Genomic DNA, 23,223 nt, shown 5'->3' on the forward strand with positions numbered 1-23,223 from the left:
GGGAACTACGGACATGACTGGCTTCCCTTGACCAGAAAGAAAAAGGTACAACCCCCTAAATTTATTTATGGAAAATAAAAAATCTATTTCAATATACGTAGAATAATAAATACTACGTCAGTTGACTCAGAGCAACTAAATTTATTTTAGTGGTTCTTAATCTTAATTTTGACTTTTGACTTTTAACTTTTGACTTCCCCGAAGGGGCTGACCTTGACTCTTAACCAATGACTAACGAAATTCAGTCCATTTTTAACCGTATTGCTCCAGTTTATGACCAGTTGAACGACTGGTTGAGTCTGGGACAGCATCGAATCTGGAAGGAAATGGCAGTGAAATGGAGTGCAGCTAAATCGGGTGATACTGCATTAGATTTGTGTTGTGGTAGTGGTGATTTAGCCTTAGCTTTGGCACGGCGTGTAGGAGCAACAGGACAGGTGTACGGAGTGGATTTTTCCCCAAACCTGCTAGAAACTGCTAAACAACGTTCCCAAAGGCAGTACCCCCAACCTGCTATCACCTGGGTAGAAGCCGATGTGCTGAATTTACCCTTTGATGATGACCAATTTGATGCTGCAACAATGGGCTATGGTTTAAGAAATGTTAAAGATATTCCCCGCAGTCTCCAAGAGTTATATCGTGTTTTGAAGCCGGGTGCCAAAGCCGCAATTTTAGACTTTCATCGACCGAGTAATCTTCAGCTACGTACCTTTCAGCAGTGGTATCTGGACAGTTTCGTGGTGCCAGTTGCCAATTATTTAGGTTTAAAAGAAGAATACGCTTACATCAGTCCCAGCTTAGACCGTTTTCCCATCGGGAAAGAGCAAATAGAGTTAGCTCATCAAGTTGGTTTTGCTGTTGCCAGACACTACCCCATTGCGAACGGTATGATGGGAGTGCTGGTAGTCAGCAAATTTTAGATTTTAGATTTGGGATAGCGTAGCGTAAAGCCTACGGCATGGCTTCGCTTAGAGCGAGTCTGCGAGCGTCTTTTGGATTGGGGACTGCGGAATCGGTAATAGCTAATGGAAAATCGTTAGTAGTTAGTAGTTAGTGGAAAAATAACTCATAACTAATAACCACCAATTACCAATCCCCAATCCCTAATTTCTAATCTAAAATCCAAAATCCAAAATCCAAAATCCAAAATCCTGTGGACTGGTCTCATCTTTGGCTTTATGTGTCTCCCCCGGTACTGGGTGGAATTATTGGCTATTTCACAAATGATATAGCCATCAAAATGTTGTTCCGTCCTTACCGAGCAATTTACATTGCTGGACGAAGAGTACCCTTCACCCCTGGATTGATTCCCCGCAACCAGGAACGTCTGGCTCAAAACATTTCCAAGACAATCATGGGATCACTGCTGACGCCACAAGAATTGCAAAATCTGGCGCGGCGTTTGTTGCAAATAGAACGTGTACAAGCAGCAATTCTCTGGTTGTTGCGGCTGGCGATTGAACAAATCAAAACAGATGAAAATCAAAAAACTGCCAAAATTGTGGCGGGAATTTTGCGGGATTTATTAGGGGAATCCTTGCCACGATTGCTCAAGGTTTTAGCACGACGTGAAGATTTTTTGGAAGTACAGATAAATCAAATTTTTGACCAGATATTGCTGGAATTTCAACTGAGTGAAGAGCAAGCTACGCGGCTTGCTGATTGGTTGCTGCAAGCAGTTTTACCGCCAGATATGCTGCGCCAAGCGATAATTGATTTTTTGACCGATCGCACAATTCAAATTATTGATGAAGGCTTTCGAGAAAAAACTAGTGGTACTTATTGGGTAGTAGCAAATTTATTTGGCTTACGTAATACTCTTACACGGTTACGGACTTTTTGCTTGGATGAAAAGGAGGCTACCAATACTCGCTTGCAGGAATTGACTCAAGATTTGCAGATGCGCGATCGCATTAGGAAATTACTGCAAAATTTATCATTACAAAACTTGCCAATGGGTACGGTGCGTCAACTCCGAAAGACCACCCGCGAAAGTGTCCGCCATTATCTGCAAAACAGTGGCAGCGATTTTTTACAAGGATTAACTGATTCTGTTGATTGGGAAAATATTGCTGTAGTCCTGCTGAATCGTCTTAGCACTTCACCTGTTGTCAGTACTTCTTTAGAAGTCATGAGTCAAGAGTTAGCTCTACTTTTAGATAAGTATTTGGAAAAAGATTTAGAAGTAATTGTGGCGCAGGCAATTCCGATTTTGTCAATAGATGAAGTGATAGTTGACCGTGTGAAATCAACTTCACCGGCTGATTTAGAAGCTGCAATTGAGGGAATTGTAAAAAATGAATTGCAAGCAATTGTGACTTTAGGTGGTGTTTTGGGTTTTGTCATAGGGTTATTCCAAACAGTGTTTTTAATATTAAGTCAATATTAATTTTTTGTTTTTGCCTGTAAATTTTTACAAAATTATAGTTGCAAGTTGCCCATATTCGAAAGCAAGTGAAATTGAGCTCACTCTCGTTTTTATTCAGAGCAAGCGGATTCATCTGCGAGGTAATAATTACGAATTACGTTAGCGCAGCGTAAAACCAACTCTTGGAGAGGCTGCGCCAATGGCATGGCAACTCTTAGAAACGCTCTTGCATTCGCTTAGAGCGAGTATTCGAGCATTATTACGAATTACAAATTAGGTTGACTCACCTTCTATCTCTGTTTGCAACAACTGTACATCTTCAAGCAACAACCCAGTTAATTTTGCCACTTCCTCCAAAGGCATTTGGCTTTTGAGCAGATTCACAGCCACCAGGCGAATGCCTTCTGCCTTACCTTCTGCTCTACCTTCTGCTTTAGCTTCAGCCTCAATCTCTTGATAAATTACAGATTCGCGCATATTGTCTCTCCGTAATACTCTTTGAATTAACCCTTTCTCTAATACTAGACCAGCTAGAATTGCTGTTGCAGCAGCCACATTACTCTGCAACTGTTGGTCAGGAATCCGGATAATTTCCTGTGCTACCTGCTGTAATATACTTGTACGGTCATCTGTCCCACTCAACACCGCGAATGGAAATAAGCCTGGATATCGCAAAAATACTTCTGTCGGCTGTTCCCACAGTCGAACTACCTCGAACTCGTGGTGAGTACCAGCAATGGTAAAAGTATTTTGTTGCACGAGTTCTGAGCTTGTTTCTTTAAGATAGATCACTACTTGACACATTTGCTTTTCGGGAAAGCGGCGATACACTCGCAAGCGATAGTCAATCATCCGAAATGGGATATTAGCATCGGGTTAAGTCTGAAACTCTAGGTGAAGCACTACTTCTGCCGATTCTAATTAAAATTAGCGCATCAGCTCGAATGGGTTCTAACGAGAGTTCAGATGGACTTAACTCAGTTAGGGAAATGGGTTCTTCTAACAGCCAGGTGGCAAAGTCGGTAGAAAAGTTTTCGGCGAGGAATTTACAGATGTTATCAAACATCCAAAAATCCTACCACTCCAAAGCTTTAAACTGGGTCGTAGTCACTAAAAAACCATCTTTAATGACGCAAAAATTGGAATTTTGAAAGAGCGATCGCCTAACTCAAAATCTGTGCTAAATCCAGCATAAACCCAGGCAATACATCCTCTCCTGATAAGCTAGTAGACGAGCGAATAACCTCGACATCCTGTCCTGGACGGTAAATTTCCACCTGTTGGTTCTGCGGGTCAATCAGCTTGCACAGACGCACACTGTTGTCAATCTACTCCTGCATTATTTGTTGTACAGTCTTTAAGCATTTCCCATTACTTGCTTGATCACCAAAGGCTGAATATATGCTTGTAGAGCGTCCTTAACTTTAGAAGGCTGACGAACTGGAGCGATCGCAGAATAATCCGGTTTTACTGTCCAGTCGTAATGGCAAAGCAGTGTGGAAAGCACGATTTTCATTTCCATCTGGGCAAATTCCATGCCTAAACAACTGTGCCAACCATGACCAAAACCTACTAGTGCTAAGGGATATTTTTTATCTTCTTCACGAGGTGGTGCAAAGCGATCAAGGTCAAAACGATCGCCTATGAAGCAGCTCACCCGCACAGAGGGATGCTTTGGTTCCAAGAAGCAAACCAAAATCAGGGAAAGTATTTTAAAGAGAGGAATTGGCAAGAAAATTTTAGCTATCTCATTAAGATTTTAGAGCGGGGGATGGCGGAAGGTTGTTTCCGTGAACTTGATCCATTTCTCACCACCCTTCATATTATTGGGGTTTGTAATTTATACTTCAACACTTACAAAAACATCAAGCATACTAGACCCGATTTACAACTGCTGAGTCCAGAAATGATTGATCAGCATACTCAAGCAGCAGTTCAATTTTATTCTGGCTGGTGTGGTACGTACTGGGGATTAGGGATTGAATATTAGGAAAACTCTATCGCAATTTCTACCATTTCAGCATCACGCAAGAAAGGTTTTTAACTAATTACTAATTCGTAATCACGCTCTCTACGAGACGTGCACAGTTAATTATTTGTTGGCGTCGCTATCGAATAAAATCTACTACAGGATTTATTAGACGGCCCGTTTAGCTACAAATAAAAAGCGCCCCCCATTTCTGGAGGGCGCTTTTATTTAGCTAATACTGAAGTATTAACCGTTGATAGCAGGAGCAGTCATTGCTACAGGTGTAACTTCACCAGTAGCCAAATCGAGTGGGAAGTTATGAGCGTTACGCTCGTGCATTACTTCCATACCCAAGTTAGCGCGATTGATTACGTCTGCCCAAGTGCTGATCACACGACCTTGGGAGTCAATGATTGATTGGTTGAAGTTGAAACCGTTCAAGTTGAACGCCATTGTGCTGATACCCAAAGCGGTAAACCAGATACCAATCACAGGCCAAGCTGCGAGCAAGAAGTGCAATTGACGGCTGTTTTGAAATGATGCGTACTGGAAAATTAAACGACCGAAGTAGCCGTGGGCTGCAACGATGTTATAGGTTTCTTCTTCTTGTCCAAACTTATAACCGTAGTTCAGAGATTCAACTTCGGTTGTTTCACGAACTAAGGAAGAAGTTACCAAGGAACCATGCATTGCAGAGAACAAACTACCACCGAATACACCAGCCACACCTAACATGTGGAAGGGGTGCATCAAGATGTTATGTTCTGCTTGGAATACAATCATGAAGTTGAAGGTTCCAGATATACCCAAAGGCATACCATCAGAGAAAGAACCTTGACCGATGGGGTAGATCAAGAATACTGCGGTAGCAGAAGCTAAAGGTGCGCTGTAAGCTACGCAGATCCAAGGACGCATACCTAAGCGGTAAGAAAGTTCCCACTGACGACCCAGGTAGGCAGCGCAGCCGATCAAGAAGTGGAAAACTACCAACTGGTAAGGACCACCGTTGTACAACCACTCATCTAAGGAAGCAGCTTCCCAGATTGGGTAGAAGTGCAAGCCGATGGCATTTGAAGAAGGAACAACTGCACCAGAGATGATGTTGTTTCCGTAGATCAAAGAACCTGCAACTGGTTCGCGGATACCATCGATGTCTACAGGAGGAGCAGCGATAAAGGCAATTACGAAGCAGGCGGTTGCAGCTATCAGGGTAGGAATCATCAAAACGCCAAACCAACCGATGTATATACGGTTTTCGGTGCTGGTGATCCACTCGCAGAAGCGATCCCATACGTTAGCGTCAGAGCGCCGTTGTAAGGTTGTGGTCATTGTTTTATAAGTGCTATGGGTTGTTAAATATGGAACAAGCGGATTTTTTTCGCCTGTTAAAATATAGTCTACATGAATTTATTTTGACGTGATATGTGACTTAATATTCTGTAACATAATTCTTTAACAAGTTCATCGAAATGTAAACTTTTCCTACTATGAAATAATAATGATCAAAGTAATAAATCGAAGCTTTATAAGCCATTTCAACACTAAACGATCTGTAACTTTCAATGACGCGATCGCCTAGTTACTTGTCTTTATACTTCTTTACAATCAGCTTGTGGGAAAAATTTGAAGTCTCGCTGATTTGTAACGAGATAATAAGTTCTATGTTGTCTAATGTTTCAGTTAAAAATCAAAGTAGATGTAGGGCAAACTGCCTTCAGGAGCTAATAACCAAACAGCATAGAAACATAGGGGGACGAAGACAAGCTTAAGGGGCCAGTTAAACTCCAACTTCAGCATCCGGTTGAAGGCATAGACTACACCCATAAGGGCACCTAAAGCTAGAAGTACCCAAGTGAGTTGATATTGGCTCATATTTAAGGCTTCCACATAGACCTTTTGAGCAAACTGGGCATCAGCAGGATAACCCCAAAGATGCCGAATGACCAAAGAAGAGTCTTGGAGATTAGGTAGGCGGAACCAAATCCAAGAGGTAAAAACCATCAGTTGGGTGAATAACCAAGCTACAAAGATACCCAGAGGATTTTGCCAGAATTGTTCCAAATTTTCAAAGCGATCGCTCATAGCATGTGTAAGTCGATGAACTACCAAGGCTAACCCGTGGAATATGCCCCAAACTACATAACCCAAAGCAGATCCGTGCCAGATACCAGCAATTAGCATCACAATAAATAAATTCCAGCAGGTACGGACTAAACCCTGACGGGAACCACCCAAAGGAAAGTAGACATAGTTACGTAGCCAATCTCCTAGAGTCATGTGCCAGCGCCGCCAAAATTCTGCAATATTGGTGCTGAAGTAGGGAAAGTCGAAATTCTCAGGTAGAACCAAGCCGAAAAGCAAAGCACTACCACGGGCAATATCTACGTAACCGTTGAAATCTAGATATAACTGCAAGCCGTAGGCGAATGTCGCTAACCAGAGATCGGTACTACCCGCTCGTTGCAGGTTACCAAAACATAAATCGACAAAAATCCCCAGATGATCTGCAAAAATACCTTTTTTGACTGCACCCCTAGCAATCAACCACAGCGCCTCAGCTACTCTATCGGTACTGGGTAAGTCTAGTGTATTGAATTGATTTGCTAAGTTGTGGTAACGCGTAATCGGGCCTGAAATCAGTTTGGCGAAGAATAATTTGTACGTGGCAAATTTGAGAAACTGCTCAGTAGCAGGAGCACCGCGATAGACATCTATTAAATAGGCAATGCATTCAAAGGTGAAAAATGAAATTCCCAAGGGTGCAATCAATTTAAAAGAGCTAGCTGGCGAGTTTGTTTGCAGATGAAAAACAAACTTGAATAAAGGGGTAAAATACTTAAAAGCTAATAACAGTAAAACATTTACAATTATCCCCAGCCACAAAACTTTTAGACGACGACGATTCCAGTCACCTTGGGCAAATTGCCACTCTTCATTAGAAATTTGCCAGTCAAGAGAATGTTTTCCTGGTGATGTATTTTTCCCAATTTCTAGCCCTACACGGAAATTAATAAACGTCAATGCTAATAATAATGGTATGTACTGAATCTGCAAAGATGCATAAAAAACCAAGCTGGCAATTAGCAGCGTCCACAATCGCAATTTCTGTTGTGCTAAAGACCAGTAAATTCCTAACACACTCAACAAGAACAGCCCATATAAAATTGATATAAAGTTCATTTTTTAGTCATTTGTCATTTGTCATTTGTTATTCTCCTTGCCCCCCTGATCTCCCCCTGCCTCCCCTGCTCTCTGATCCCCTTCACCTCCCAACTTTGCTGGCCAAGGAATCATCGCGTCGTTAGCTAGCTTTTTCGAGACTTCGTATGCGCCAAAGCGGTTCAGATGGCTGGGGTCAGAAAAGTAGTCATTTGCTTTTATCCACTGTTGGCTCAAATTACGATAAATAAAGTTGGGATTAGTAGCCAAATGCAACATATATTGCTGAAATTCTTGCTCATATTGTCTACGCACTGGATCTAAATAATCTTCCGTCAGAGGCATGTTGACAAACACTAAGGAAATTTTCTGAGACTGGGCAAACTGAAGCACTTCTTGAAAGGCAGCATCTTGCTCTCCTTCTACTTGGAAAGATTTGTAGTCGTTGTCGTAACTTCCGGTAACTCTAGAATGTTTTTGATAGTATCTAGCGGGATTGAAGCGAATAGACAAAGGGAGAAAGCCATCAAAGTCAACTGCTTGCTGGGAAGTACTCTCATCTGAAGTACCGTCTGTTAACTGTGTTTGTGATGCAATTGTCTGATTACGACCAAATATAAGCAGTTGTTTTTGCAGTAAACTTTTAATTTGATCGCGGTTTTTGTAGCTAGCAGAAACAGATGCTAGAGCCTGATTTAATGACTGATTGACAGCTTCATAAGTACTAATCTCCTGTTTTTCCTCGTTTGTCTTTTGTTCTGCTGAACTTACCGGATTTTTTGGTAAATCATTGCTATTTCCAGTTGTTGGTATTTTTTGGAATGCTTGTTTATAACCAGCTGATGCAGCAATCGATTTAAAGGTAATATCCTCGCGTCCACCATTGAAAGCACGCGCACCATCGGCCCAGATAATTATTTTAGGCAGTTCTGATGGTTCCAGCACCTCGCGAATCACAAAGTCTACAACTTGTGCGGTAGCACCGTTGATCCCAAAGTTAAACACGTCAAGATTTGGATAGCCCTGAGTTGCTAAAGCTTTAGAAAGTGCTGCTGGATCTACTCCCCTGAGGGCGCGGGAGGAACCAATAATCAAGACATCTGGCGGACTACCAGTTCTAGCTAAACGCTGTTTATACAGTGCTAGTTGCTCGTCTAACTGCCTGACATTGAAACTTGGCATCTGCGATCGCGCTGCTAAAAGAATAGCGGTAGCGGTTGCTTTTTCCTTCAGTGGTGCGGCTGCCAAATTTTTTGGCGGGGTATCATCACTTTGGGTAAATTCAGAAGCATTAAATACAGAACTCTGATTTGGAGGAGATTTTGTCTGGGAAGTGCTGGTAAAGAATGTTGTTTTCTGGCTCTGATTTTTCCCAGATGTCAAAGATACCTTATGCTCAAAAGATGATGAAAGCGAGACACTAGATACCTTTGGCGAAGGCGTAGTGCGGGCAATAATTTGACCCAGTACCCAATCAGTTTGGAGAGTGAGTAATAATCCCAGTGTTCCCCAAACCAGAGCAATCTTAAGTCCTTGAACATCAGGGTTTACCTCGGCTGATTGCTGGCTTTCGGTAAATAGCTGGCTTCTCAACAGGATTTTTTTCGCTGTTGTACTCGCCGTTGCTGTCCAATCTTGCGCTACTTCTGTTACAAAACTTTGAACTTTTTCTGTCGTTAAGTCGGGGCGCAAAATTGGCTCACTAGTTTCGGAGGTTACTAGATCGTTAACGTATTTGGAAGTAGCAGCAAATTCTGGGGTTGCTTCTGGGACTAAACGTTGGCGATGCTCAAGATCAAGGCCATAATGCCAAAAAGGTTCTTTATTCCCAGCCCGGCGACCATAGACACGTATTCCCATAATACCGGGAATTTTTAACTGGCGGATAAACTGCGTAATTTTGTTTGCTACTTGTTCACGTCCTGGACAAACAGGTGCATCACACATGATGTGCAATAAATCATTTTTGTTCAGCAAAAGTACGCGAATTCCACCTGTCAACAGACGCCAATCCAAGTCAGGATTGAGTAAACGCTCCAGTAAAAATATGATGGCTGGTTCATCGCCAGTATTCGCCAAATCTAGTGGTGATGTGGCAAAAGCGGGATGTTTTGCAGCGGGTAAAGCCAGCCAATCAATCCAAGTGGGTTGGTTGTCGCCTGCTTTTTGTCCGTATACAGTGGCGGCGAGAATGCCTTGAGGAGCGATCGCTTCTAGCTGGGGTAAAATCGCCTCTAAGCAGACTACCTTGTCTGGGATTGGGGCAGTTCCTAAGGGATCAAAAGCTGGGGTACAAAAGATATGTATGGTTGATTCTTTAACAGAAGCTTGGACAGCAACTTTTAACTCTGACAATACCTCAGTTAATAGCCGAGCGATCGCTTGGACATCCCCCCAACGCGCCCACTCCTTAAGCATCATCTCTGGTGGCGTCAAATCCACCCGCAGCAGCCAATCAGGCGCAGTTTCGCCACTCACCTGGGAAACAATTACTGCATCTTGATAGCCAGAAAGCTTGAGATAACGCAACTTTTGCGCGATTGGTTCAGCAAGCAATGATGCATCAGGACTATAGCTCGACTGGCAAAATATCCACAGGCGATTTTCTTCTGACTGAGAGTTCTTTGGCTTATGTAGCTTAATTTTTACCTGTACCGATACACCTAACAGACTCAGAGTTTCGCTGAGATACCGAGCAATAGCATCTGGGTTGCCTTGGCGTGCCAAACTTTCGTTAGAAACAATTAGCGCCCCACCCGATTGTTTTGATTTTTCCGAGTCTGCTAGTAGCGCTTGCTGCACCTGCTCCAGATGCTTATCTATTTGATTCAAGTAAACCCGATGGCACCATTTGGGGCGCTGTTCCCCTTTTCTTCGGCCATAGACAAATACTTGATATATTGAGGGTTGTTCATTGCTTGTGAGGATATCCACATCTGTTTGCTGTAGTGCTTGCAGCAAGTCAGACAAAGTGCGCCAACGCTGCGGACATTCTGTACCTTCACAAAGAATATGAAGGTCATTTCCCCGCAACCTGACTTTCACCCCGAAAGTGTTGATCCCTGTTGCTTGGCTTACCCATTGCACTAAGGATTGCTGGCGATCTGGTAATACTGTTTTCATGGGAAGTTAACTTTACAGTCAGCGATTGTTGGGGGATAGTGCCTGCACTTGTAAACTAGAACCATAGGTCTATCACACTCTGACGGTTTTTTTTAACAATTTTGTTACCTTCGTAGCTCACAAAATCGGACAAGATAGTCTTGTACAGGTTGCAAGTCTGACTAATGTTGAGTTTTGCGTTTATTTTACTAATAGGGAGTCAGAAGTCAGAAGTTAGGAGTAGAGACGCGATTAATCGCATCTGTACAGGAGTTAGGAGCCAGGAATCAGAATAATTCTATATGACTGGCTGATGACTTGTCCTTTAAAGCTGGACTCGTGTCCCACTCGGCTAACGCCCCTAACGGGTAAAACAAACAACAAGCTTATCTTATTTAAACTCCATCCCTTAATAGTTGAAGTAATCCTAACTCCTAACTCGTGATTCATTTTTACTCATAATTCCCATAACCAAAAATTAGCAATGCCTCCTGCCAAACAACAGCCCTCACCTAACCCCACATCCAATGTGGATTTGTTTAGCATTCCCCAGTCGTTCCTTTTACAAACAGGTACAGCGTCTATATTACTGCTGCTGATTACAGGAAAAACTACAATAAGAGCACTAGAAGCCATAGGGGAAGCCAGTGAAGAATTATTTCGAGGCGATCGCCTACCCATCCTTGACTTCCCAAACGAACACGAAACAAATCTTGATGAGAATATATACACCAAATAATTATTTGCTCAGGAACAACCCGGTGAGCATTAAGTGCAAAACCTAGAAGTGTAAACAGTAACTAGCTTTACAAGAATAGAGAATATGGGTTCCCTTTTATACTCTTCGTCTCAAACTGCGGATATATACCCGGTGTCGGAATTATTTTTGCGTCATCGTCTCCAGGTAGTGGAAGAATTGTGGGAGTCAGTTCTCCGGCAAGAATGCGGTCAAAATATGGTAGACCTGTTGGGGCAGTTGCGCGATTTATGTTCACCAGAAGGACAAGCAACAAATGACCAAGCATCCTCAGCCGTAAAATTGATTGAACAACTAAATATCAACGAAGCAATCCGCGCGGCTCGTGCTTTTGCTCTGTATTTTCAGCTGATTAACATCATAGAGCAGGAATACGAACAACGGCAGCAATTGAGTCGCTATGAGGCAGAAACAGAGGCTGTAGAGCCGCAAACACCATCCAATGTCAACTATTCCTCCAATCAAAGAGAAGATGACGCGCCTGTTAGCAGGGGAATAGCAGCAGATTTCCTGAGAAAGAGTTATCTAGAAAAAGCGCCAGTCAAACTAAAAGGTACTTTCGCTGCCTTGTTTCCCTATTTATTCAAACTGAATGTCCCACCCCAGCAAATTCAACGTCTAATTGCACACCTGGATGTGCGCTTAGTTTTCACAGCGCACCCAACGGAAATTGTGCGTCATACCATCCGAGAAAAGCAGCGACAGGTGGTACAACTTTTGCAAAAACTGGATGCCTTGGAAAATCACTCTGGTAGCACACCAGGAGCATATCCTTGGGAAGCAGCAGATGTCCGCGAACAATTGCTCGAAGAAATTCGCCTGTGGTGGCGCACAGACGAACTTCACCAGTTCAAACCCACGGTGCTAGATGAAGTAGATTATGCCTTACACTACTTCCAAGAAGTTTTATTTGATGGCATTCCCCAACTTTATAAACGGTTCAAACACACCCTATCCAATACCTTTCCTTGGCTAGAACCACCGAGTAAAAACTTTTGCTCTTTCGGCTCTTGGGTAGGCTCAGACAGGGATGGGAACCCATCAGTCACACCCGAAATCACCTGGCAGACAGCTTGCTATCAGCGCAAAATGGTGCTTGGGAGATATATTCAGTCAGTGAAAAATCTGATTGAATTGTTGAGTGTGTCGATGCACTGGAGTGATGTTTTACCAGATTTACTGGAATCTCTAGAATTGGATCAGTCCCAGTTGAGTGAGGTATACGACGCACTAGCACTGCGTTATCGACAAGAACCTTATCGGCTGAAACTGGCTTATGTGCTGAAACGGCTGGAAAATACTCGCGATCGCAATCTAGCTTTATATAATCGGGAAACACCAAAAAATCAAGATAGCCCCCTGTATCTTTCCGGAGCCGATTTTTTAGCAGAACTGCGGATGATTCAGCGCAACTTGACCGAAACAGGTTTAAGCTGTCGAGAATTAGAAAATCTGGTCTGTCAGGTAGAAATTTTTGGTTTTAACTTGACACAGCTAGATATCCGTCAAGAATCATCTCGCCACGCTGATGCGCTCGATGAGATCCTGGAATACCTGCAAATATTATCTCAACCTTACAACGAACTCTCTGAGGAGCAAAAAGTTGCTTGGCTCACAGGAGAACTCCAAACCCGGCGGCCATTAATTCCGGCAGAATTGCCATTTTCGGAAAAAACCAATGATGTAATTGAAACGTTTCGCGTCGTGCGATCGCTACAACAAGAGTTTGGTGTCAACATCTGCCAAACTTACATTATCAGCATGTGCCGCGACGTGAGCGACGTGTTGGAAGTACTACTGTTAGCCAAAGAAGCCAGACTTTTTGACCCCGCCATTGCTGTCGGAACTATTCAAGTTGTCCCCCTATTTGAGACAGTAGAAGACTTACAACGCTCCAGAAGCGTCATGCGGAAACTGTTTGAACTCCCGTTATATCGGGCTTTGTTAGCCGGCGGCTACGAACAAACAAAAGCAGAGGATGCCAATGAAAATTCATCCTCCCCTGCTTCCCCTGCCTCCCCCTCCCCCCTCCGGATTAACTTGCAAGAAGTGATGCTGGGGTATTCTGACAGCAACAAAGACTCTGGTTTTTTAAGCAGTAACTGGGAAATTCATAAAGCTCAAAAATCACTGCAAGAAATAGCAGAAAACTATGATCTAAATTTGCGGATTTTCCACGGACGCGGCGGTTCTGTGGGACGGGGAGGGGGCCCTGCTTATGAGGCGATTTTGGCTCAACCGGGTCATAGTATCAATGGGCGAATCAAGATTACCGAACAAGGAGAAGTTTTGGCTTCCAAATACTCCTTATTGGACTTGGCTTTGTACCACATGGAAACCATCACCACTGCTGTGATTCAAGCTAGCCTGTTGCGGACAGGGTTTGATGATATTGAACCCTGGAATGAGATTATGGAAGAATTAGCAGCGAGATCGCGCCAACATTATCGGGCCCTAATCTATGAACAGCCTGATTTTGTTGACTTCTTCCACCAAGTAACTCCTATTGAAGAAATTAGCCAACTGCAAATCAGTTCCCGTCCAGCCCGACGTCCATCTGGTAAGAAAGATTTAAGCAGTTTGCGAGCTATTCCTTGGGTATTTAGCTGGACACAAACCCGCTTTTTGCTTCCTTCCTGGTACGGCGTTGGCACAGCGGTGCAAGACTTCTTGAACGAAGAACCAGAAGAACATTTGAAACTGCTGCGCTACTTTTATGTTAAGTGGCCCTTCTTCAAGATGGTGATTTCTAAGGCCGAGATGACCTTGGCAAAAGTAGACATGCAAATGGCACAGCACTATGTCCAGGAATTGTCAAAACCAGAAGATAAACTTCGTTTTGACAAGGTTTTTGAGCAAATTGCCAGTGAGTTCTATCTTACAAGGGATTTGGTGTTAAAAATCACCGATCACAATCGACTGTTAGATGGTGATCCTGTATTGCAACGATCTGTGCAGTTACGCAACGGCACAATTGTCCCCTTGGGATTTATCCAAGTTTCACTACTCAAGCGCCTACGGCAGTCCCTAAATACTACTGCTACTTCTGGAGTCATCCACTCTCGTTACAGCAAAGGCGAGTTACTGCGAGGGGCATTGTTAACTATTAATGGTATTGCTGCTGGGATGAGAAATACAGGTTGATTCAGAATGGGGCATGGGGGAGATAACCAATGCCCTATAACTAATGACTAATGACTAATGACTAATGACAAAAAATAGAATTTTAATTTGCACTTTTTTGGCGCTGTCATCAGGTTTTTTTGGTGCTTACACCAGTGGGCAAATTACCATAATGCTGCATAGCCAAAAGTGCCAAAACCAACCTTGGGGTTTAAAGGAGATGTGCAACGCTTGGATGACACCAGGAGCAATATGGCAAGGTAGCACAACAGGATTATGGACAGGCACAGTCTTAGGGGCGTTTATTGGAGGTTCGGTGACGCGACAAGCTGATAATTAGTCTGTTGACTACCTAATTAAACATGGATCAAAAAACCTCTCCCTGCCTTGAACTAAAGTTCAAGTCTGTCCCTCTCCGACTCGGAGAGGGACAATTTTGTGTAGTAAAACCTCTTAGAGGTTTTTTAATTGAGATGATTAGACAGACTTAATCAAGATAGATTTCTCACGCAAAGACAAGGCAGCACTAATGCGGGGCGTCTTGTAGAGAAGGCAGTTTCCCTGATCAGCGATTGCTGTGCAAAGAATTGCAATTCAGGACTTATGCACGGGTCATGGAAGAACGTAGACGCATTCACGGAGCGTCTCGTCTGCGACACGCTGCGCGAACGTAGAGAAGCGGCTTACCGCAGGCTACCACTCCAGACACAGAGAAGCCAGTGCGTTGGGCGGGTTAAGAGACTTGTTCGCGCAGCGTCTCCGATAGGAGAAGCAACTGGTGCGACACGGAGGAATAAGAGTTTGAGAGGTTTTTTGCGTAAGTCCTAAATTAATTCTCGGCAGCAAAAAAGCCAGTAGGCAGCTTTGGTGTCAGCAAGGCTGGTAAAATCTACCCATAGCGAAGAAGAGTAAATCACCATGCCTACCGAAACTAACCCAGGAAATCAAACTACCACGGGTGCTGATGCTATTGATGAAGCGATCGCGCAGGGAATTGATTTTGATGGTTCTCCCATTCCGCCTGCCAAACTAGAACTTTATGGTAAAGTTATGGCGTTAGAAGGCAATAGACAGCGTAGTGGCGTATCTAATACTATGCGATCGCGCATTGTGCGAATTGGTGCAAAACACATTCCCCAAGCAGAACTCGACCAATTACTTGTAGATGCTGGTTTTGCACCCCTAAAAGAGAAAGAAATTGCCTTTTTCTATAGTGGAAAATAAATGACTACTTTATGGTGTTACGTATCAACTTAACTCTTTACCTCACAAGAATTATCTGAAAACGCCATAGGGAAATGTATTAAGCTGTAACGTTATCAATACAAGTAATCACTTGTAAATAAACCAGGTGGACGAATAAGAACAATGTTCTCTGGATCTACACCATCCTGTGTAAACAGGAGTGGTGTATCTTCTTCAAGAATCCCCTCCATCAGTAAAGCTGCTTTACTCTGGTCAAATGCTTGTTTGATAGAACAACCAAACCCAATAGCAGAGTAGAACTGAGCAGCAAATATCCTGGCTGCCGTATCGCCGATTGAATCATTCATGCCAATTGCTGCATCTACGTGTTGCGTAACCGCTTTTGCTTGATCGCTGGAAAAGCAGGCATTGAAGATAACTACACGAATGTTATCAGTGAAAGTGCTCATAGTAGTTACTATAGCTTCCTTGCTGACCAATTTAGTCTTGCCATCATCAGTTTGAAAAACTAATTCATTACTACTTGAACCATGCCCGCTAAAATGAACAATATAAGGTTTATGTTCATTTAACGCTTGAAGAAGATCAGAAGGACGTGCTGCCCAACTGGATACAATCTCAACAGAATCTCTATGCTCTGATGCTCGAATTTTCTGTGTGATCAAACGTATTTCTTCATCCAATCGAAGTTGATTTTGGTCAATAGGATTTGATGCCACAAAAAGGACTTTAATTGTTTCTGGTAGACGAGCTAAATCAATTACTAATCGGCTATCTCTAAACTGTCTTTGAAGTTGTGCTTGTCTCTCTGTTTCACGAGTAACTGTGCGTGCATGACGTAACTCCTCATCTCGACGAAGTTTAGCATCAGTGTCTCGCTTTTTCTGCTCTTGATCTCGTTTATTTTGCTCTTGCTTCTCGGCTTGCTCCAAAATTTGGGAATTTTGGTATATATTGTTCAGCTTTACAGAAATTTTAGTCTCTATATCAGCAATTTTCTTCTGACACTGTGCTAATTCCTTTTGTTTTGAATCAATTTGCTGTTGTCTGGAGTGCTGAGTGCTTACACTAGTGCTGCTTGTTATACTTCGGCTAAGTGAGGATATATCACTTTGAAGTTGTGAAAATTTTTTGCGTTCACAAGCAAGATCCTTTTCTAAGTTAGCTTTTTCTGCCATGAGGCGTGTAAGGGTTGAACGGTAAGAGTTTATGGACATCAAGCGAATCTAGAGAGATGGATAATAGTAAATTTGTTCTATTTTATATCAACATCTCCGTATGTGTCACCATAATTTACAACCTAGCGCAAGCGTCCCAATCGTCAAAAGTCAGTTGCAGTTGCAAGTTAATAAACAGAAGGGCAATCTCTAACTTCTCTCTCAGTGTGATCACCCATGTCGAAAAACTGTAAACTGTTTAATTCGATCCTTGATTACTAGCAAAAAAATCTTTACTCAAAATTCAATCTATCAAAATAGTGAATTCGTTTAACAACTAATGACGCAAAAACCTCTATCCAGGGAACGATATGGCTAATCAGCTAAATGAAGTAGAAATAGTATGCTAAATGACATGAGATTGTATTCTATGAGACTGAATTATTTGACAAAACAGCTTTCAACGGTAAAACGCTGGATGGCTACAACACTGGTTTGTATGTTAGCGATCACTTTTGTTTGGCAAGGTGCATTTTTCTCGAACACTTCAGCAATGGCTGCTCCTACTGCAACCTTCATCGCATCAGCAGACGCAGGCGATAAAGTTCAAGAAAAAACCAGTAGAGATGCTGGACGAGCCAAAAATTTCATCGATGATACGGCAGATAAAGTTAAGGAAGCTGCAAGGAGCAATGCCAGTAAAGTTGATCAAACAACAGACAATGGTAGTTTTGCTGAACGCAAAGCTAAGAAAGATGCAGCTACAATTCAGAGAAGAGCAGACGAAGATTCGGCTCGCACTAAAGAAGCAGTAGATAACACAAAGAATGTTGTTGAACGTACTGTTGAAAACATCAAGGATGCTTTTGGTAAATAGAGAATAGATATAGCAATCCTACTTGATTTCATTCAAATAGAAAGGCTTAGATTCCCGACTTCTTAGATAAGTCGGGAATCTCGTTGTTTACAAATAATTTAGGAAAGTTTAAGGTTAGGTAAATATTATTATAGTAATTTTTAGGTAATCAAACCATAGGGTAGGAGCGACGCTGCACGCCCCTAAAGACAATTGTGGTTGAAATAAATGAAGAAGGCTATGAGCAACAAGTCTATTAAGAGACAGACACCATGTTATTTGCTAGTTATGCAAAAAGTAAGACAAAATTTTATAATTAATTTAGGAAGATTATTTTACTAAGCAAATACTGAATATAGCTAAAATAGGTTTGTATTTTTACATACATATTTGTCGTACCCATATGAACTAGCGATCGCTAATAAAATTACTTGCTGTTACCGAATAAGAGAAGAAATAATTGCTAAATATTTACCAGCAATTATGCTGGACATATAGTTATCAAAGAGATATTTAACTTTCTTTTCTAGTAGCTTGAAATGTAAAAGTCAGTGTTCTACTTAAGGAATTTCCGCAAACGGCTCCTGAAAAACTTGGTTTTCTATACGGATTACAGAAAATGTTTAAGTAGCATTACTTATTGACAAATGTGCTATAACTTTAGCTGATTGCAACCTTATTTTGACGAATTGTTAATGGGTAACAAATTTTCACCATTATCAATTACGAAGTTATACTTTCCACTACAACTTAGTAACAATGTAAGAGTTTGATTATGTGGACAACCCGACCGTGGGAAAATCAAAATACCGAAAACGTGAAGTTAGAGAGGAAAACCTTATAATATGCACCTGAGCGAAATCACCCATCCTAATCAGTTGCACGGTTTATCTGTTCGCCAACTGCAACAGATTGCCCGTCAGATTCGAGATAAGCATCTCCAAACGGTAGCAGTTAATGGTGGACACTTGGGGCCAGGGTTGGGTGTTGTGGAATTAACACTAGGACTTTACCAGACACTGGACTTAGATCGGGATAAAGTGATTTGGGATGTAGGACATCAGGCTTATCCCCACAAACTGCTTACAGGACGCTATGATCGCTTCCATACACTCAGACAAAAAGACGGAGTTGCGGGTTATCTCAAACGCTGTGAAAACAAGTTTGACCATTTTGGGGCTGGACATGCTTCTACAAGTATTTCAGCGGCATTGGGCATGGCTTTAGCGCGAGATTTGAAAGAGGAAAAATTTAAAGCCGTTGCTGTTATTGGCGATGGGGCGCTGACTGGGGGTATGGCTTTAGAAGCCATCAACCATGCCGGACACTTGCCGAAAACTAACCTGTTGGTTGTTCTCAACGACAACGACATGTCTATATCTCGCAACGTGGGCGCAATTCCCCGCTATCTGAACAAAATGCGCCTCAGCCAACCGGTGCAATTTATTAAAGATAATCTTGAGGAACAGCTTAAGCAAATTCCCTTCGTTGGTGAATCCCTGTCTCCCGAACTCGGACGTATCAAAGAAGGTATGAAACGCTTGGCTGTTCCCAAGGTAGGTGCAGTTTTTGAAGAACTCGGCTTTACTTATATTGGGCCAGTAGATGGGCATAATCTCGAAGAATTGATTGCCACCTTCCAACAGGCACATCAGATACCAGGCCCAGTTTTGGTACATGTAGCAACAGTCAAGGGCAAAGGCTATGAAATTGCCGAACTAGATCAAGTTGGCTACCACGCCCAAAGCCCCTTCAGCGTAGCAACTGGCAAAGCCATTCCTTCCACTAAACCCAAACCTCCGGCTTATGCCAAAGTCTTTTCTCACACTCTGGTAAAACTTGCTGAACAAAACCCAAAAATCATTGGGATTACTGCGGCGATGGCAACGGGGACAGGCTTAGATAAACTTCAAGCAAAACTGCCCAATCAATATATTGATGTTGGTATTGCTGAACAACACGCGATCACCTTAGCAGCAGGACTTGCAACCGAAGGGATGCGCCCCGTTGCCGCTATTTATTCTACCTTCCTGCAACGCGCCTATGACCAAATAATTCATGATGTCTGCATCCAAAATCTGCCAGTATTCTTCTGCTTGGATAGGGCAGGAATTGTCGGATCTGATGGCCCCACCCACCAGGGTATGTATGACATCGCTTATCTGCGTTGCATTCCCAACATGGTAATGATGGCACCCAAAGACGAAGCAGAACTCCAACGCATGGTAGTAACTGGTGTTAACCATATTAGTGGCCCGATCGCTATGCGCTACCCTCGTGGCAATGGCTACGGTGTCCCCTTGATGGAGGAAGGTTGGGAACCTTTGGAAATTGGTAAAGGCGAAATTCTCCGCACTGGTGATGACGTGTTAATCATCGGCTATGGCACAATGGTCTATCCAGGAATGCAAGCCGCTGAAATTCTCAGTGAACACGGCATTGAAGCAACTGTAATTAATGCCCGTTTCGTTAAGCCTTTGGATACCGAGTTGATTTTGCCTTTGGCTAAAAAAATCGGCCGCGTCATCACCCTGGAGGAAGGTTGTATCATGGGTGGCTTTGGTAGTGCGATCGCTGAAGCTTTAATGGATGCAGATATTTTAGTTCCTGTGAAGCGATTTGGTGTGCCAGACGTGTTAGTAGATCATGCTGAACCCAATGAATCTAAGACAGAACTAAATTTAACTAGCCATCAAATAGCAGAGAGAGTCTTGGAAGCTTTCTTTCAACAGCAACTATCTGCTGTTGTCTAGTTAATTCTAAATCAAAATAGTTTTATGAAAATAACCCCAGCCTTTGGGGTTATTTTTATGAAGATACTGGAAATCCCCAATTCATACCAAATTGAGAAAACTGAAAATTAGACTATTAGTTCCTGGTATTTGACTCCTTGTTTCTTATGACAGTGATCAGCAACGATAGGATAGACTATACTGCTTGACATTCTCCCTGGCGCAAGTGCACGAGGATTCTAACCATCACTGATTAGTTTTTCTCTTTCATTGAGTTCCCTTGCAAAGATAATGTTTCCACTATTTTTAGCGATCGCAGCGTCAACTTGAAGATAAATTAAGGCGATCGCACTTTATTTCAAATCCAGACTTGATTAATAATTCCTTTAAAGAAATAATTCCCGAATGAAAACGTTTCCAAAATTTCTAGGCAGTTTGCCTATATGAACGCTTTGGCAATAAAATAGCACTCGCCGCACCAGCAGCCAATAACCTAGCCCTAAATTAGCTTCTGGGACAGACTAGGGTTTAGCCTTATCTGAGAATAACTCTTGGCTGGTAAATGGCAAGTTAGCTAAACTAGGATTTAAGCAAACATTAATATTCGGTGGTTGATTGGGAATAGCAACAGTTTGCCTTTGGTTGACCTTTGGTTTTCCATTTGTATTCACCTCTATATGCAGAGGTATTTCTGGACAAAATGATGGCTCGCTCAGGTTAATAGCTGCAACCAAATCCCAGGCTGGATTTGGAATCAAGGGGTCATTTCCAGAAATCTTTGTTAGAGCATAGTTCAAGAATTGTGATGCCAGAATGCTCTCAGGAGTACCAGTTGCTTTCCATGCAGCTTGATCTGCTCGAGTAAACCCAATTTGGTTAGTCGCATCCAATGGAGTTAGATATATTGGCAATCCTGCGGAAAATACCTTTTGTGCTGCTACCGGATCAGTCCAGATATTAAACTCAGAAACTTGGTTTTGTTTCAATATAGGGTCAAGGTGTTCCCTAAGGTTTCCTGGAATAAAGACTGCACCGCCCATAATTTGTAGGCGAGAAATCTTTTTAGTGATCCTTGGGTCGAGCGTCAGTGCTTCTGCTATATTTGTCGCAGAACCAGTCATTAAAATCTCCACTGGCTTTGGTGACTTGTTTATTGTATCTACAAGCAGTTGAGCAGCACTTCTTCGATCAACAGTTTCAAGGGCTTGATCTGGCAGGTTGGTAAAAGGAGTCCAAAATGTATCAGTATCCGCTCGAAATGCATCCGAAAAAGCGTTATTCCCTGACAAGGGTGTCTCCCTACCAACAGCAACGGGTATTCCAGTTATTCCAAGTCTTGCCAGCATCCGCATGAGATTATTGCCAAATATTCGAGGGTGGGCTAATCCCTGACTTATGGTCATAGCCTTGACTTCAAACTTGGGATTTTGCAATATGTACACCCAAGCAGTCATGCCATCCTGACTACCATCATCATCCAAAATTACTGGTGTACGATTCAAGGCACTACCAAAAGCAGGTTGACTCACAAAAGCAATTGGCAGCGTTAGTAACAGTATTAAAGAAGAGAGAAGTAAATAACAAAGATGGCTTTTTAAAAAAGACTTTTTCATGAAACTTTACTTCTGGTTTGATTTCAATTTGAGTTTGGGAATTGACCCAAAAAAGTTTGCTCATCTAAGAGGTTGTTTGAAAAGTGTTTTGCTGTAACTTTAGGCACTTCTCAATCCCCCTAACCCTCCTTTTTAAGGTAGGGCTGTTTCATTCCCTAAAGAGCGCTAAATATCAAGCGTTATAGCGATTTAAAATTGATTATCTTGTTACCAGCGTGCCAAGAAAATGAACGATTTTACTGTTGTTCAAGTGCTTAAAAGTTCATCTTCTCATCACCCTCACTTACAATTTTCTCGCTAACTATCTTGACAAATCCTGTTTGAAATGGAATGAAACGCCCTGCTTTTTAAGGGGGGAACCGGAATCAAAGTCCCCCAATTTATCGGGGAGTCACTGCGGTCTTCTCCCAAAGGGAGAGGCTAACGCCAAGGGGTCTCCCCAAGTAGGGCAAGTGGCATGGATTTAGAGGGATCTAGAACATTTTGCTACTGACAAGAGGACTTTTCAAACATCCTCTAATAGTGTTCTGATGTTATTGGTTTGTTAGACAACTTCTCATTCAGGAAAAAAAGATTGTAGTAGGGTGACCGCTACATCAATTTTAGGGAAATATTCCCACTTAACTGCCTTCACCAATGGCAATAAAATTAAAAGCTGATTTTTCTTTCGTCACTGTGAGTTCTGGAGAACCTGTACCAGATTGTTGTTTAATTCCTAAATCCCAGATTGCAACTTCTGCCTTGTTTGGAGTTATATCTTTAACAATAATTTGATTATCAGCACCCCAATCTTTCAAAGTAGCTACCACACTGGGAGGTTCAACAAAAGGTTGTAAAAAAGTAATTACATAGGTTCCTGTATCCGGTGATTTAACTTCAAACCCTTGTCCAGTTTGTTTTGTTCCGTCTTCACCCACTGTTCCGTAAATAATTTTTTGTGTCATTTTTTTCACTTCTTAGATGTTTGGCTCTATTGTTTTCTTCGTTCTTCAGTACCTGTTATGCCAAATTATAAGTTAAACATAAAATTTTTAATTTAAAATCAAGCTTAAAAAGCCTAAATCCCTAAATAAGCCTAAAAGATTAATAAGAGACCATTTATAAAGTAAATCTTTAGACGACTAGACGACGTAACATAATACGAGTCATAACAGCATATATAGCAGCTTCACTCATTTCTG

Annotated in this window: 16 protein-coding genes and 2 pseudogenes; 9 read left to right on the plus strand and 9 right to left on the minus strand. The window is 42.3% G+C overall.

Going from position 1 to position 23,223, the window contains the following annotated elements; translation table 11 throughout:
- Positions 1 to 227: 227 nt before the first annotated feature.
- Both ubiE and V7K48_RS05520 read left to right on the plus strand, forming a co-directional pair.
- Complete coding sequence (gene ubiE / locus V7K48_RS05515; protein WP_335070342.1) at positions 228 to 920, plus strand: bifunctional demethylmenaquinone methyltransferase/2-methoxy-6-polyprenyl-1,4-benzoquinol methylase UbiE; 693 nt, start codon at positions 228 to 230, stop codon at positions 918 to 920.
- 233 nt (positions 921 to 1,153) lie between these two features.
- A complete protein-coding gene (locus V7K48_RS05520; protein ID WP_335070344.1) occupies positions 1,154 to 2,389 on the plus strand; it encodes a DUF445 domain-containing protein in 1,236 nt (411 codons plus the stop codon).
- A gap of 252 nt (positions 2,390 to 2,641) precedes the next feature.
- Here V7K48_RS05520 and V7K48_RS05525 read toward each other — a convergent pair.
- From V7K48_RS05525 to V7K48_RS05535, 3 genes and pseudogenes are all read right to left on the minus strand, one after another.
- Positions 2,642 to 3,434, minus strand: a pseudogene (locus tag V7K48_RS05525) (Rpn family recombination-promoting nuclease/putative transposase).
- A 97-nt stretch (positions 3,435 to 3,531) separates the two neighbouring features.
- Positions 3,532 to 3,729: pseudogene (locus V7K48_RS05530) on the minus strand (Uma2 family endonuclease); the annotation flags it as partial.
- Positions 3,726 to 4,031 (minus strand): cytochrome P450, encoded by a 306-nt coding sequence (locus tag V7K48_RS05535; RefSeq protein ID WP_442949409.1) that lies wholly within the window; start codon positions 4,029 to 4,031, stop codon positions 3,726 to 3,728. The pseudogene V7K48_RS05530 and the gene V7K48_RS05535, both read right to left, overlap by 4 nt.
- Before the next feature lie 6 nt (positions 4,032 to 4,037).
- On the opposite strand from V7K48_RS05535, the gene V7K48_RS05540 reads away from it, so the two are divergent.
- Entirely contained in the window at positions 4,038 to 4,358 is a 321-nt protein-coding gene (locus tag V7K48_RS05540) for a hypothetical protein (RefSeq protein ID WP_335070350.1), read from the plus strand.
- Between the two features lie 225 nt (positions 4,359 to 4,583).
- Here V7K48_RS05540 and psbA read toward each other — a convergent pair whose 3' ends face one another.
- The 3 genes from psbA to V7K48_RS05555 all read right to left on the minus strand — a co-directional run bounded on the left by psbA (position 4,584) and on the right by V7K48_RS05555 (position 10,619).
- Complete coding sequence (gene psbA / locus V7K48_RS05545) at positions 4,584 to 5,666, minus strand: photosystem II q(b) protein (RefSeq protein ID WP_335070351.1); 1,083 nt, start codon at positions 5,664 to 5,666, stop codon at positions 4,584 to 4,586.
- Between the two features lie 351 nt (positions 5,667 to 6,017).
- Positions 6,018 to 7,517 carry an MBOAT family O-acyltransferase gene (locus V7K48_RS05550; RefSeq protein WP_335070353.1) on the minus strand — a complete coding sequence of 500 codons (1,500 nt, stop codon included), beginning with the start codon at positions 7,515 to 7,517 and terminating at the stop codon, positions 6,018 to 6,020.
- A gap of 21 nt (positions 7,518 to 7,538) precedes the next feature.
- A complete protein-coding gene (locus V7K48_RS05555) occupies positions 7,539 to 10,619 on the minus strand; it encodes a DUF1574 family protein (RefSeq protein ID WP_335070355.1) in 3,081 nt (1,026 codons plus the stop codon).
- 463 nt (positions 10,620 to 11,082) lie between these two features.
- Here V7K48_RS05555 and V7K48_RS05560 point away from each other — a divergent pair, with 463 nt between their 5' ends.
- The 4 genes from V7K48_RS05560 (at position 11,083) to V7K48_RS05575 (ending at position 15,702) form a co-directional block, all read left to right on the plus strand.
- Positions 11,083 to 11,337: a hypothetical protein gene (locus V7K48_RS05560; RefSeq protein WP_335070357.1), complete on the plus strand. Its 255-nt coding sequence runs from the start codon at positions 11,083 to 11,085 to the stop codon at positions 11,335 to 11,337.
- Between the two features lie 84 nt (positions 11,338 to 11,421).
- Entirely contained in the window at positions 11,422 to 14,499 is a 3,078-nt protein-coding gene (gene ppc, locus V7K48_RS05565; RefSeq protein WP_335070359.1) for a phosphoenolpyruvate carboxylase, read from the plus strand.
- 64 nt (positions 14,500 to 14,563) lie between these two features.
- Positions 14,564 to 14,818 carry a hypothetical protein gene (locus V7K48_RS05570; protein WP_335070361.1) on the plus strand — a complete coding sequence of 85 codons (255 nt, stop codon included), beginning with the start codon at positions 14,564 to 14,566 and terminating at the stop codon, positions 14,816 to 14,818.
- Positions 14,819 to 15,396: 578 nt separating this feature from the next.
- Positions 15,397 to 15,702: a small RNA NsiR4-regulated ssr1528 family protein gene (locus tag V7K48_RS05575; RefSeq protein ID WP_100898458.1), complete on the plus strand. Its 306-nt coding sequence runs from the start codon at positions 15,397 to 15,399 to the stop codon at positions 15,700 to 15,702.
- A gap of 95 nt (positions 15,703 to 15,797) precedes the next feature.
- On the opposite strand, the gene V7K48_RS05580 is transcribed toward V7K48_RS05575, so the two are convergent.
- Positions 15,798 to 16,862 (minus strand): CHAT domain-containing protein, encoded by a 1,065-nt coding sequence (locus V7K48_RS05580; protein WP_335070363.1) that lies wholly within the window; start codon positions 16,860 to 16,862, stop codon positions 15,798 to 15,800.
- 409 nt (positions 16,863 to 17,271) lie between these two features.
- Between V7K48_RS05580 and V7K48_RS05585 the strand changes: the two genes are divergently transcribed.
- Complete coding sequence (locus V7K48_RS05585; RefSeq protein WP_335070365.1) at positions 17,272 to 17,718, plus strand: hypothetical protein; 447 nt, start codon at positions 17,272 to 17,274, stop codon at positions 17,716 to 17,718.
- A gap of 824 nt (positions 17,719 to 18,542) precedes the next feature.
- On the plus strand, positions 18,543 to 20,450 hold the full coding sequence (gene dxs, locus V7K48_RS05590; RefSeq protein WP_335070367.1) for a 1-deoxy-D-xylulose-5-phosphate synthase: 1,908 nt from the start codon (positions 18,543 to 18,545) through the stop codon (positions 20,448 to 20,450).
- A gap of 500 nt (positions 20,451 to 20,950) precedes the next feature.
- Here dxs and V7K48_RS05595 read toward each other — a convergent pair whose 3' ends face one another.
- The gene (locus V7K48_RS05595) at positions 20,951 to 22,042 is read right to left on the minus strand and encodes a nucleoside hydrolase (RefSeq protein WP_335070369.1); all 1,092 of its coding nucleotides are present in this window, start codon (positions 22,040 to 22,042) and stop codon (positions 20,951 to 20,953) included.
- Positions 22,043 to 22,662: 620 nt separating this feature from the next.
- The gene (locus V7K48_RS05600) at positions 22,663 to 22,986 is read right to left on the minus strand and encodes a hypothetical protein (RefSeq protein WP_335070371.1); all 324 of its coding nucleotides are present in this window, start codon (positions 22,984 to 22,986) and stop codon (positions 22,663 to 22,665) included.
- Positions 22,987 to 23,223 lie beyond the last annotated feature (237 nt).

The organism is Nostoc sp. (assembly GCF_036919615.1).
Classification (GTDB): Bacteria; Cyanobacteriota; Cyanobacteriia; order Cyanobacteriales; family Nostocaceae; genus Nostoc.